Source organism: Lentibacillus halophilus (assembly GCF_055395055.1).
In genome coordinates, this window is sequence record NZ_AP043750.1 from 1,386,361 (window position 1) to 1,400,043 (window position 13,683).

Here is a 13,683-nt window from a genome sequence, read left to right on the forward strand (position 1 = left end):
CAGCAACTAAAAAGGGGGCAAATAGCGTTGAGCGATGGTAAGGTGATAATCCAACATCACGTACCCGACGAATGGATAGACTACAACGGTCACATGAACGACGCCGAGTATGTACGTGCTTTCAGTTGGGGCGTTGACCGTTTCATGAAACACATTGGTATTACTGATGCATTTCGTGAGCAACATATGTATACCATTTACACATTGGAAAGCCATGTATGTTATCTGGATGAAATGAAACAGGACGAACCGTTTGAGGTTCACTTGCAAATGATTGATTATGATGCCAAACGTGCTCATGTCTTTTTTGAGCTATTCGGCGAAAACGGCAAACGTGCCGCCACGAGTGAACAAATGCTTATGGGCATTGACCAGGAAAGCGGACGACCGTCTCCTTTTCCGGACGATGTATGGACCAATGTTGAAGAATTGGCGGAAAATCATACACCGGCGGAAAAACCGAAAGAAGCTGGCCGTGTTATTGGTATCAGACGAAAAAAATAGCAATGTACAACGTTTCCCGACCGAAATGCCGGTTTGGGAAACGTTTTTAGTACGATAACAACTGGAATGACTATGATTTTCTCTCAGCCACACGAGAACGTTTAAGGAGAGGAAATGTCCTTGAGGCCACTTCTCTCAGCCACACGAGAACGTTTAAGGAGAGGAAATGTCCTTGAGGCCACTTCTCTCGGCCACATAGAGAACGTTAAAGGAGGGGAAATGTCCTAGAGACCGCTTCTCTCGGCCACATAGAGAATGTTAAAGGGGAGAAATGTCCTCGAGAATGTCTCTATTGGACGTCATAAGAGAATCAAGGGCGCTAAACGTCGTCGAGACCGTCTTTAATATTCAGGCGGGTCAGATTCATCACATAGAAAAAGGGCTCTTATGCAGAGGAGTATATGAATCCTTTTTTATTATTTCGCTGATTGACCTCGCTTAAGTAATAGCCGGTGCATGATCCAGCCCACAATAAGACCGATAGGCAAAAACATTATTGGCAGCCACATCGGACCGATAAGGACACCAAATATGGTAAATGAAGGCGAAAAAATTAATCCCACGGTGACAAAGTAGGCAGCAGAAACGAATACTACAAAGATATATGGTTCACGTTCACCTGAAGCATCACGGTAGGCATCCCACATAGCAAAAAAATAAAGACACGGATAAAACATGAGCCATTGGTAATTGGTATGATCAATGGCTTGTTGAATGTCTCCATGGAAACTAAGGACAATGACCTCATTAAAATTTCCCATCACATTAATAATAATTTCCAACGCAATAAAAATAAACCCTTTGAAATAGTTGTTGTTCAGTAATTGAGCAAATCCGGGAAGGGCAATACTCCAGAGCAGCTTTTCGAGTTTATCATGCTTTTTTCCTGTCGCTGTCTTCATATGCCCGACCTCCTAAAAAACGTTGTACGGATAGTTTGGCTTATACCAAATGTCTTATACCGTATAAATAACCAACATTTAGGGAAAGCGAAGGGCAGCGGTTAAAGTTGGGAGGGAAACATATGGGACTTGGATCATTATTTAAACGAAAGGACAAACAGCCATCGAAGCAGGAGCCAACGATTGAATTTGATGCTGAGTTGAAGGCCAATCTGGATCAAAACCTTGAAACCTTGGAAATCATGCTGGAAAAACCGAACGACCTGGTCATCCGCCCATTTTCCCTTGGATCACAGGATCATCGCTGTGCGGTTGTCTATATTGATGGATTGGTCGACAAACAAGAAATAAACAATAATATATTGAAAAATCTGCAATACTATGCGGAGGAACAGGAACTTCCGACTAATAGCCATGCGTTACTGGATGAAATCGAAAGTGATCTTGTATCCATAGGTGATGTCAGTAAAGGAAAAACCCTTGATGAATTGTCATTTGCTCTTTTATACGGCAGCGCCATTCTTTATGTGGATGGTGTTGATCAAGCGTTAATGTTTGATTTAAAAGGGTGGGAGATGCGTGCCATCGAAGAACCTGTAACCGAATCTCTCATCCGTGGGCCTCGGGAAGGGTTTATCGAAAATTTACGCACAAATATGATTTTGATCCGGCGGCATATTCGCGATCCAAATTTGCGCTTTAAAACATATCAAATCGGGCGACGTTCCAAAAAGAATCTTGTTGTTACGTACATAGAAGGCGTCATCCATCCGGATATTGTAAAGGAGGTCAATCGGCGGTTGAAAACCATCGATCTTGATGATGCACCGGAATCCGGATACGTTGAGGAGTGGATCGAGGACAGCTTTTTATCGCCATTTCCGCAGTTGGCCAATACGGAACGGCCAGACCGGGTAGCCACATCGTTATTACAAGGGAAAATTGCCATTATGCTGGACGGAACACCGTTTGTTTTGGTTGCACCGGTTACATTGGGAAACATGCTGCAGTCACCGGAAGATTACTATGAGCGCTGGCTCATTGGGACGTTTCTCCGTTTCCTGCGTTATGGGGGAGCATTCCTGGCGATGTTTTTGCCGTCATTGTATATTGCATTAGTCTCTTATAATCCGGGGTTAATCCCTGCTAAATTGGCTTTTTCGATTGCAGCTACACGTGAGGGCGTTCCGTTCCCGGCAGCGATTGAAGCATTCATCATGGCCTTTACGATGGAATTGCTACGGGAAGCAGGTGCCCGCCTCCCGAAAACCATTGGCCAGACCATCGGTATTGTAGGGGGGCTGGTGATTGGTGATGCTGCAGTTCAAGCAGGGATTGTCAGTCCCATTATGGTTATTGTGGTGGCGGTGACCGCTATTGCATCATTTGCCATTCCTTCATACAGTGCGACGATTTCGTTTCGTCTTATCCGGTTTGGTTTTATGCTTGCGGCGTCGTTCCTTGGGTTATATGGTGTTATTCTCGTTTACATTATGATCAATATTCATATTGTCAATCTGAAAAGCATTGGGGTTCCTTATTCAAGTCCCTTTGCACCAAGCTTTTTCCACGATTGGAAAGACCTTGTACTGCGGACGCCGGTTACAATGCGGACAAGACGGCCGGCTTATATGCAGACGGTTGATAAAAAATCGAGGAATAAGGAGAAAAGCTGATGAAAACGTTTGAGTATGCGGATGATCAAATCAGTGATAAGGAAATAATGATTGCCACCCCATCCGTTGTTATCGGCGTTAGTGTTCTTTCGCTCCCAAGGACACTTACTTCACCGACCAATGGCATGGACGGGGTGATCGCGTTGGGGGTCGCAGGGCTGTTCGTGATAGCTTTGACGTGGCTGGTAGCGAAACTTGCTGTCCAATTTCCACACGAAAATTTTTATTCGTATGCGTCATCACTCATCCCGAAGCCCGCAGCCAGCATGTTTACGATGTTGTTTGCGGTTTATGGACTGTTGACCACCGCCTATGAAACGCGAGTCATCGCTGACGTTGCCGAGCAATATTTGTTCACCCGGACGCCGTTTGGTGTCATCGCTCTTACCTTTTTATTGGTTGTTATATACGCGGTTTCCGGGTCAAGGGCTGGGCTATTTCGGTTGCATATGATGTTTTTTCCGTTTATTGTTCTGATTATTTTAACTTTGGTACTGTTCACGTCTGGACTGTTTGACCCTGACAATCTGTTTCCCGTTTTGACGACCGGCGCCGGCAATCAATGGCCTGCATTCATTGGCAGCACGTTTTCTTTTATGGGATTCGCCCCTCTGCTATTTTACACATCATTGGTGAAGAAACCTCGTAACGTTCCGAAAAAAGCCGCCATTGGTATGTCTATAGCAGTGACGCTATATATGGTGATTGCTGTCATGAGCATTGGAGCATTTGGCAATCTGACAGCAGGCAATTTGCAATACCCGACGGTTGAGCTGGCTAAAGATGTGGAGATTCCCGGGGGGTTCTTTGAACGGTTTGAAACGGTCTTCTTTGTCATTTGGATCATGACTATTTTTAATACAACCATCATGTTTTTGGATATGGCTGTTTTTGCCATGAATCAACTGTTCACAAAAATTAGTAAAATGCAGCTTATTTTTATATGTTCCCCGTTTATATACATGGCTGGTATGATCCCAAAAAATAATGAGGACGTTGATGCACTTGGGACGTTTATCAGTATGTATGGGTTTACCGTTGTGATTCTTATAGTGGCGTTGTTCTTTATAGCACGGAAATGGAAAAGAGGGAAAAAACAATGAACCGTCAAACGTATTGCTATGTGCTCATGGGTCTGTTGATGATTCTGTTGCTTACCGGGTGCTGGGACCGGGTGGAGATAGAGGATCGCGGCTTTGTTGTTGGTGCAGCATTGGATTTGCCGGAAGACAGCGCACAAAGCAAAAAGGTGAAGCTTACGAATCAATTTGTCGTTCCATCCGGAATCGGAGCGCCCAGTCAGGGCTCATCAGGCGGACAGCCGGCTCATGCGAATGTCGCAGCCACCGGCAAAAGTCTGCTTGCGATCGAACGGGAAATGGGAGCTATGACGAGCCGTTCGCCGTATTTACCGAATATGAAGCTGATTTCCCTTTCCAGTGAGTTGGCCAAAACAGACATGTTTGAAAGCGTGCTGGATTTGTTTATTCGGGATCATGAAATGCGTCGAGGCGTTAAAGTGGCCATTACGGAGGGAAATGCAGCGGGGATATTTAATATTGATGCTAAGAATGCAAAGCTGCCAGTCAATCATATAGAATCGGTCATGAATAATCATTTCAAGTATTTAGGCAATATCAGACCACTACGGGTTGGGGGGTTGCATGAATATTTGCTGAAGAAAGAAAGCTTTCTTGTTCCGAAAATCACGAAACAGGGAAATGACATGACGTATCAAGGGGCGGGGGTTTTCCATGGGTATAACAATCGTATGACCGGCGTTATGAATGTGAAGGCGACAAAAGGCTATAATTTATTGACCGGCCAGGCCCACAGCGGCACGATAAAAATAAAGATGGACGATAGTCCCGTTACATTGGAACTTATGGAAGTGACTAGTTCAATGAAAGTCAGAAGCCAAGCACAATCGGCTATTAAAGCGTCGATCCAAACAGATGTCGAGTCGAGGGTAGCCGAAACATTTGCCAGCCAAAGTTTACAAAACGAAAAAAGACTCCAAACGATGGGAAAGAAAGCCGAAAAGAAGATGGAGAAGCTCATGAAAACAACTATAAAAAAAGCTCAGAACGAATGGAAGGCTGACATTTTGGGAGTGGGCCGGAAATTGCATAAATACCATTATGACGTGTGGCAAACAGTAAAGAAGGACTGGGATCGCGGACAAAATTATTTTTCTGAAGCGGACATCGATGTTGCATCGGATATCACCATTAAAACTACGGGGGTTACGGATCAGTCGAAAAAATAGGAGGTGTGGCCATGTGGCATGCGGTGCTTGAACACATTCCGGACATGTGGGTGTTTTTAAATGCGTTTCTTGTTTTTATCATCCCGTATACGATCTATAAAGTGAACCAAAAACTTCATCACTACGGCGATCCGCCCTGGAAGAAAGACAACCAGGACGAATAGATAAGGCAATCATTCATGCACGTCGTCGGAACTGGCTCTAACACGTGATACAATGGGATCATCTGATAAAGAAGTGGAGGAGTATCGTTGAAGTTCGAGACGTACGCACGTTTGCAAGCAAGAGATATGGCTGAGTTGGTGAACATGAAGGAGATTCGTCCTTGTGAGCTGTTGGAAGCGGCTTTCACACGGTTGGAACAAGTGAATCCGTCTTTAAATGCGGTCGTCCATGACCGGAAAGATCGGGTGATGGCTGAAGCGGATGACATAACGAATGGACAGCCTTTTAGCGGAGTACCGTTTTTATTGAAAAATTTGTCCCAGTCATTGGCCGGAGAACAAATTACATCGTCATCCCGATTGTTGAAAAAAACAGTCAGTAAAACGGATTCCCATTACGTCCGGCGACTCCGGGAATCAGGTCTGCTCATGATGGGGCATACGAACACACCGGAATTTGGTCTGAAAAATACGACCGAACCAGAGTTGCATGGTCCATCAAGAAATCCTTGGGATACGACGCATTCCCCCGGTGGTTCCAGTGGCGGGGCTGCGGCGGCCGTTGCTGCTGGTGTCGTTCCGGCTGCCGGTGCAAGTGACGGTGGGGGCTCGATTCGCATCCCGGCCTCATTTACCGGCCTGTTCGGGTTGAAGCCGACACGCGGACGTACACCTGTTGGCCCTGGTGCAGGACGGCAATGGCAGGGGGCGTCGATTGATTTTGCACTCAGCCGGAATGTGCGGGACAGTGCTGCATTGCTGGATGTGTCACAGGTTGTCCAGCCGGAAGCGGCATTTCAGACCCCTTTGTTTTCCGGTTCGTACCAAGAAGCGATAGCAGCCCCGTTTAAGCAGCCGCTTCGGATTGCCTATACAATGACGTCGCCGGTTGACACACCGGTTTCCAGAGACGCACGAAAAGCGGTGGAAAAAACGGTCGGATGGCTGGAGCAGCAAGGGCATATTGTGGAAGAAACAGATAATGGCGTGGATGGTATTCGGTTAATGCAAGATTACTATACTATGAACAGCGGGGAAATTTCATCCGTAACCCAGCGGCTGGAATACGCCATGGGACGAACACTCACTGCTGACGATATGGAAATCGAAACGTGGTTAATGCATGAGGCCGGAAAATCTGTGTCAGCTGCAGCCTTTTCCGACAGTTTGAAATCATGGGACACGGCAGCGGCATCCATGGAAGCACTGCATCGGACCTATGATTTGTATATAACGCCTGCCACAGCGTACACAGCACCGAAAATAGGCGAACTGTCGCATTCGCCGGCAGAACAGGAAGAATGGCGCCGAAAAATGAACGAAGCAGAGGGAAACGATCAGCAACAGTTGATTTGGGACATCTTTCTTCCAAGCCTGACGTACACACCGTTCTCGCAATTGGCTAATTTGACCGGCCAGCCGGCTATGTCGGTTCCGGTTCATCTGTCGGAAGAACAGCTGCCCCTTGGTGTCCAGGTTATGGCGTCCAAAGGTGACGAAAATAAACTGTTGCAACTAGCCTTCCAGCTTGAGCAATCGGATATTTGGGTAGGTCAGAAAGGGAACCCAATGATGACAAGTACATGAGCCGACTGGTGAGAATTCGCTTTTACTTTATAGGCCATTTTTAGTATGATAAAAAGTGTATACGTGCTAAAGATGGGGAAGGAGTTTTGGCTCATGCAGGATACTGCTGTTTATAATGAAAAAATCGAACGCGTGTTAACCAATATAAATAATGTCATCGTCGGGAAACAAAAAGAAGCGGTGCTGAGCCTGGTTGCTCTGTTGGCCAAGGGACACGTTTTGCTGGAAGACGTGCCGGGTGTTGGTAAGACCATGCTTGTCAGAGCCCTTGCCAAATCATTGGGTTGTGATTTCAGACGGATTCAGTTCACACCTGACTTACTGCCAACCGATGTAACCGGTGTTTCCATTTATAATCCGAAAGAAATGGAATTTGAGTTTCGGGCCGGACCAATACTCGGGAACGTGGTTCTAGCCGATGAAATCAATCGCACCTCACCCAAGACACAATCCGCCCTTCTGGAAGCCATGGAAGAAAAGAATGTAACGGTTGATGGTACCACGTTTTCGCTCAAGGAACCGTTCTTCGTTATGGCAACCCAAAACCCGATTGAGTATGAAGGCACCTACCCGTTGCCCGAAGCCCAACTTGACCGGTTTATTTTAAAAATGCGATTGGGTTATCCATCAGCTGAACAAGAGATGCAAATGCTTGGTTTGACGTCCAAAGACCACCCAATCGACTATCTGTCAGCTGTTATGAATCAGGAAGAATTGTTAGCTATCCAGGACGAGGTAAACCATATATATATGGATGAGAATGTACAGTTTTATATTATTAAACTAGTAACCGCTACCCGCGATGATGCATCTATTTATCTCGGTGCCAGCCCTCGTGGATCCATTGCTCTTATGAAGGCTGCGAAGGCCTATGCCTATATTCAGGGGCGTGATTATGTGCTGCCGGATGATGTCAAATACCTTGCGCCGTTCGTTCTGGCCCACCGGATTATTTTAACCGGTGAAGCTAAGTATGACGGTCTTTCAAGCCATCAGGTCATTGAAATGGTGATTAAAAATACACAGGTGCCGATACGGAAGGAATTTCATTCATGAAAGCAATAATCCAATTCGTGGGAAAGCTAGCGTTTGCCATTATTTTGTTTTTGCTTCTTTTTTCGTTTGCCATGTTTCAAGGTGGCTTTGTCAGCTGGTTTCTCTTTTTTGGTTTTTTGCCTATTTTTTTATATCATCTTGGCCTACTATTATATCCGATACAAAAGTGGAAGGTAACGCGGGAACTCTCCCGTCGTGTTATCCGTGCCGGTGACCGAGTTTCTGTGACCATCCGGATCAAGCGTTCCACTCCTTTTCCACTATATTATTGTATTTTTGAAGAGGTTTTTCCCGATACATTGCAGGAGGTGGGTGGTGCCCCAGAGCGTTATTCTGATCTGGACAGACCGGATAAGCGGCATGTGAATCGCACCATTAAAAAGATCATTTTCCCCGGGTTCCGGCGTACCATTAAACTTCCCTATGTGATCGAGCAGGTTCCGCGCGGGGAACATAAACTGACGTCAATTCGGATCCGGACCGGGGATATGTTTGGAATGGTGACGAAAGAGCATGTATTTCAAACAGCGGATCGGTTAACGGCATTTCCGAATGAGCGCCCTGTCCGAATTCCGGAAAACACCACCCGCGTTGAACAGGAAGCGGTCCCGTCCCAGGCCATGAGTGCGAAAAATACCAATGTGGCAGCAGGCATTCGCGAGTACACGCCGGGAGACAAGTTTTCCTGGATTGACTGGAAGCAGACAGCGAAAAAGAATACGTTGATTACCAAGGAATTTGAACAGGAAAAACGGACGGACACAGTGATTGTGTTGGATGCCTGTCGCTACCAGGGCATGAATGAACTGGCGTTTGAGGCGGCTGTGGAGCTGACGTTGTCCTTGCTCGGTGTGATACGTAAACAAACATCGCAAGCAGGCTTTTTGTCTGTGGGCGAACAAGCGGCATATTTTCCATTGACTCAGGACCCATTGAACCAGGATTGGATCAATCGGTATTTGACGAGGCTTCATCCGGGTGGGAACGTTTCGTCTCCGGTGAGATTGCGTGAAGAAATCATGCAGTTGCCCTCGAGTGCTGTCATGATTCTGGTGACAACTCATATGGATTCATCATTTCCGGAAATGATACGGCAAACCGGTCGACGCATGAAAAAAATAGCGGTTGTTTTGATTCAAGGATCTTCTTGGCTAACACACGATGTACAGATGATTATCCGGCAGCTTCGTTTGGAAGGCGTGACCGTTAATGTACAGACCGAAAACGAACTAAGTCAAAAAACGATTGAGGTGATGATGACTTGAACACAAAAGTTCCTTTTCTGTTCACCTCATTATTGTATATATGTGCTTTTCTTCTGTTTTTGGAATGGCTCTACCCGGTGCGGGAGATTGGTGACGTAACCAATCTGACTGTATTTATCTTATACACACTTTTTTGTTTTCTTTTATCCATGCTTCATGTGACTTGGTGGCTCTCCATTCCGTTAAAAGGAATTGGTATGCTTGTGATACTGGATGCCCTGTATTTGCCGGGACCATTTCTGGGCAGTCAGTGGATGACGGCGTTGGCAACACAGATCAGTTTTAATGTCAATGTGTTGTTTTCCGGGCAATGGCATGAGTTGACACCAATGTTCCGAAGTGTGCTGTTTCTCATCATGATCTGGATGTTGAGCTATCTGCTTTATTATTGGTTTATTGTCATGAAGCGCATTTTCATTTTCATTATGCTGACGTTTGTGTACTTGAGTGTGCTGGATACATTTACGGCGTATAATGCGAACATGGCCATTGTTCGTACCTTTATCGTATCCTTTGCCGCGTTGGGAATGTCCCATTTGTATAAGGTGGTTGATCAGGAATCCATCCGATTTGCGTGGTTAAAGAAAGCATTGTTTTGGACCGTTCCATTGGTCGCTGTTATTGCATTGTCCACATTGATCGGCTATGCGGCACCAAAGTTTTCCCCGCAATGGCCGGATCCGGTTCCATTCATCCAAAATGTTGCCGAAAATGGTCCTGGTTCCGGCTCCACCGTTCGGAAAATTGGCTATGGAAGCGATGATACCAGGCTTGGTGGCGGTTTCGTACAGGATGACACACCAATCTTTCATGCAACAGCGATGAATGATCATTACTGGCGGGTCGAAACAAAAGATATTTATACCGGGAAGGGTTGGAAAAAATCGGATAACGCAAGCTTTGAGCCACAACCGAATGGAAACATTTCATTGGACACGTTTCAGGATTCCGTGAAGACGGAGCAACGAATGACCACGGTGGATTTTCAAAAACAGGAAGCGATGCAAAAACTTGTTTACCCCTATGGAATCGACAACGTGGAAACAGCGCAACCGACAAAATGGCTGTTGGATAACACATTTGATGAAATAAGGCCGGAACGTAACGGAAAAGCGGTTGGTCTCAGCCAATATACCGTGACGTATGAGGCGCCGTCCTTTTCGGTGGATAAGCTCAGGGACGTGAGTGACAATGACAGCGGCCTTACGGAACGTGTGCAGGCACGTTATACACAGCTGCCCTCGTCATTGCCGGACAGGGTTGGGGAACTTGCTGCGGAGATAACGGCCCAGGATGATAATCGCTATGACAAGGCCAAATCGCTTGAAACCTATTTTGGCCGAAATGGTTTTACGTACCAAATACAAAATGTGCCGGTTCCGGATGAAGATCAGGATTATGTTGATCAATTTCTGTTTCATTCAAAGGAAGGGTACTGTGACAATTACTCCACGTCCATGACTGTTATGCTCCGTTCGCTGGATATTCCCGCCCGATGGGTGAAAGGTTTTACAAGCGGGAAGATTATTCAATCCGGTGATAAGCCAAATGACGACGATGTGTATGAAGTGACGAACGCTAACGCCCACTCTTGGGTGGAAGTCTACTTTCCGGGATCAGGATGGGTGCCGTTTGAACCGACACAAGGTTTTTCCAATCTGGCAGATTTTCATAACGACGATGGGGCGACAGAGGATGATGAGCTGAATGCACCGGATAACGAAGACCAGGAACAGCAACCGGAAGAGGAAACGGAACCGGAAACGTCGCAAAACGCCGAAAGTGCAACAGGGTGGATCCGGAACGGGTGGTATATACTGGCCGGTATCCTTTTGATAGCAGTTGCTGCATGGCTTGCCTACCGCTGGCGTTTTCGATGGATGACGGCATACGTATTCCGGAAACTGCAGCGGAAAAACGATGCAAAAGCATTCCAGGACGCGTATCATTATCTACTGAAGGCATTGGCCCATTATGGCATGCCGAAATATCCGGGGCAGACACTAAGGGAATTTGCTGAACAAGTTGACAAACACTATAATATGGAGGCTATGAAACCATTGACCCTATATTATGAACGAGTGCTGTACAATAATGAGCTGTATATGCGGGAAACGAATGACTGGTTGCAGTGGTGGAAACAGTTGATGGATCAGATACTTTCTTGACGTCCCATTGATTGCTTAGTAAAATATTGTTCGTTATGACGATAATAAACGATAAGCATCATATATCCTCGATAATATAAGCTGACATTTTTGCGAAAGCATCGGCCCCTGCCTTGATGCTGAAGACGGACTATGCTTTGACAAAACGATTAAGAAAAACAGGAAAAGCTAAAACGCAGATGGTAATTGCCATAGAATGGAGCGAAATGACATGGAACACAATGAAAAAGTTGTCGTGCTGGATTTCGGTAGCCAGTATAATCAACTGATTACAAGACGAATCAGAGAGCATGGTGTATATAGTGAGTTACATTCACACCGGATAAGCGCTGATGCCATTAAGGAGATGAATCCGAGTGGTATTATTTTATCGGGTGGTCCGCACAGTGTGTATGATGAACAGAGTTTCCGTTGTGACCCGGATATTTTTGAATTGGGTATTCCGGTGTTAGGTATATGCTATGGAATGCAGCTGATGGCATCGCATTTCGGCGGTGATGTGTCTAAAGCGGCTAACCGGGAGTATGGAAAGGCGGAGATCAATCTGCAGAGTGAGCCGACGTTGTTTCAAAACACACCAACGACGCAGACTGTTTGGATGAGTCATGGCGATAAAGTGTTGGAAGCACCGCGATCATTTCGGATCGATGCCACCAGTCCGTCCACACCGATTGCGGCGATGAGTGATCAAGACCATCGGCTGTATGGGGTGCAGTTTCACCCGGAGGTGCACCATACCGACCACGGCGATACGTTGCTGCGCCAATTTGTGTACAATGTTTGCGGATGCATCGGTGATTGGACCATCGACAATTTTATTGACATGAAGGTCGAGGAAATCCGCCATCAAGTGGGAGACCGGAATGTACTGTGCGCCTTGAGTGGTGGGGTGGACTCATCCGTTGTTGCTGCGCTTATTCATAAAGCGATCGGCAATCAGTTGACATGTATCTTTGTTGATCATGGTCTCCTGCGCAAAAATGAGGCTGAGGACGTGACAACAACCTTTTCAGACGACTTTGATATGAATTTTATTAAGATCGATGCTGCTGATCGGTTCCTGTCCAAGCTGGAAAATGTTACGGACCCGGAACAGAAGCGAAAAATTATCGGCAACGAATTTATTTATGTTTTCGACGACGAAGCGGATAAACTGACCGACATTGATTTTCTGGCACAGGGAACGCTGTATACCGATGTGATTGAAAGCGGCACGGAAACAGCGCAGACGATTAAATCCCATCATAATGTCGGGGGATTGCCGGAACATATGCAATTTGATCTGATTGAACCGTTGAATACCCTGTTCAAAGATGAAGTCCGTGAGCTTGGTCTGCAGCTGGGATTGCCGGAAACGATCGTTTGGCGGCAGCCGTTCCCCGGTCCGGGACTTGGTATTCGTGTTTTGGGCGAAGTCACCAGGGAAAAACTCGAGATTGTTCGTGAATCGGATGCCATTCTTCGTGAAGAAATTGCCGCAGCCGGGTTGGAACGCGACATCTGGCAATATTTCACTGTTCTTCCGGATATCCGCAGTGTCGGCGTTATGGGGGACGTGCGCACCTACGATTATACCATCGGCATTCGGGCCGTGACGTCGGTCGACGGCATGACATCGGACTGGGCGCGTATTCCATGGGAGATATTGGAGAAGATTTCCACAAGGCTCGTCAATGATGTTGAACAAATCAACCGCGTTGTGTATGATGTCACCAGTAAGCCGCCGTCAACCATTGAATGGGAGTAAAATACGAATGTTGAGACGAATAGATAAATAAAAGTTCGCAATTTATATTGACGTTTTCTCTTTTTTCACGTAAACTCGCCTCGTAAATAAAACATGGCGTATAACTTCGGGGATATGGCCCAGAGCGTTTCTACCGGATCACCGTAAATGATCCGACTACGCAAGCATGTCATTATGAGGCTGGTTGAAATGATGATGTTTCTAATGACTAACGCTTGTATTGCTTTTTCAGCCACTCTTGTCCCAGGGCAGGAGTGTTTTTTTATTTGATGTTTATACGTGAATAAATGGCATGTCTGTTTGTTCGGATGTTTATTTTATAAACGTGACGTAACCCTGAGGACA

Annotated in this window: 11 protein-coding genes and 1 riboswitch; of the genes, 10 read left to right on the forward strand and 1 reads right to left on the reverse strand. The window is 46.1% G+C overall.

Going from position 1 to position 13,683, the window contains the following annotated elements; genetic code table 11:
* Positions 1-27 precede the first annotated feature (27 nt).
* Positions 28-504 carry a thioesterase family protein gene (locus ACZ5Q7_RS06790; RefSeq protein WP_343750760.1) on the forward strand — a complete coding sequence of 159 codons (477 nt, stop codon included), beginning with the start codon at positions 28-30 and terminating at the stop codon, positions 502-504.
* 416 nt (positions 505-920) lie between these two features.
* Here ACZ5Q7_RS06790 and ACZ5Q7_RS06795 read toward each other — a convergent pair whose 3' ends face one another.
* Complete coding sequence (locus ACZ5Q7_RS06795) at positions 921-1,406, reverse strand: hypothetical protein (RefSeq protein ID WP_343750757.1); 486 nt, start codon at positions 1,404-1,406, stop codon at positions 921-923.
* Positions 1,407-1,528: 122 nt separating this feature from the next.
* On the opposite strand from ACZ5Q7_RS06795, the gene ACZ5Q7_RS06800 reads away from it, so the two are divergent.
* From ACZ5Q7_RS06800 to guaA, 9 genes are all read left to right on the forward strand, one after another.
* Positions 1,529-3,082 carry a spore germination protein gene (locus ACZ5Q7_RS06800; protein WP_343750756.1) on the forward strand — a complete coding sequence of 518 codons (1,554 nt, stop codon included), beginning with the start codon at positions 1,529-1,531 and terminating at the stop codon, positions 3,080-3,082.
* Positions 3,082-4,185: a GerAB/ArcD/ProY family transporter gene (locus tag ACZ5Q7_RS06805; protein ID WP_343750755.1), complete on the forward strand. Its 1,104-nt coding sequence runs from the start codon at positions 3,082-3,084 to the stop codon at positions 4,183-4,185. Before ACZ5Q7_RS06800 ends, ACZ5Q7_RS06805 begins: the two co-directional genes overlap by 1 nt.
* Positions 4,182-5,351, forward strand: a complete 1,170-nt coding sequence (locus ACZ5Q7_RS06810) for a Ger(x)C family spore germination protein (RefSeq protein WP_343750753.1) — start codon at positions 4,182-4,184, stop codon at positions 5,349-5,351. Before ACZ5Q7_RS06805 ends, ACZ5Q7_RS06810 begins: the two co-directional genes overlap by 4 nt.
* A gap of 11 nt (positions 5,352-5,362) precedes the next feature.
* On the forward strand, positions 5,363-5,515 hold the full coding sequence (locus tag ACZ5Q7_RS06815; protein ID WP_343750751.1) for a hypothetical protein: 153 nt from the start codon (positions 5,363-5,365) through the stop codon (positions 5,513-5,515).
* Positions 5,516-5,602: 87 nt separating this feature from the next.
* Positions 5,603-7,102 carry an amidase gene (locus tag ACZ5Q7_RS06820; protein ID WP_425542325.1) on the forward strand — a complete coding sequence of 500 codons (1,500 nt, stop codon included), beginning with the start codon at positions 5,603-5,605 and terminating at the stop codon, positions 7,100-7,102.
* 93 nt (positions 7,103-7,195) lie between these two features.
* Positions 7,196-8,158, forward strand: coding sequence for an AAA family ATPase (locus ACZ5Q7_RS06825; protein ID WP_343750750.1), 963 nt, complete (start codon positions 7,196-7,198; stop codon positions 8,156-8,158).
* Entirely contained in the window at positions 8,155-9,423 is a 1,269-nt protein-coding gene (locus ACZ5Q7_RS06830; protein WP_343750749.1) for a DUF58 domain-containing protein, read from the forward strand. The genes ACZ5Q7_RS06825 and ACZ5Q7_RS06830 overlap by 4 nt, the downstream gene beginning before the upstream one ends.
* Positions 9,420-11,591 carry a transglutaminase TgpA family protein gene (locus ACZ5Q7_RS06835; protein ID WP_343750748.1) on the forward strand — a complete coding sequence of 724 codons (2,172 nt, stop codon included), beginning with the start codon at positions 9,420-9,422 and terminating at the stop codon, positions 11,589-11,591. Before ACZ5Q7_RS06830 ends, ACZ5Q7_RS06835 begins: the two co-directional genes overlap by 4 nt.
* A gap of 211 nt (positions 11,592-11,802) precedes the next feature.
* The gene (gene guaA / locus ACZ5Q7_RS06840; RefSeq protein WP_343750746.1) at positions 11,803-13,338 is read left to right on the forward strand and encodes a glutamine-hydrolyzing GMP synthase; all 1,536 of its coding nucleotides are present in this window, start codon (positions 11,803-11,805) and stop codon (positions 13,336-13,338) included.
* A gap of 76 nt (positions 13,339-13,414) precedes the next feature.
* Positions 13,415-13,517: riboswitch (purine riboswitch) on the forward strand.
* The last annotated feature ends 166 nt before the right edge of the window (positions 13,518-13,683 follow it).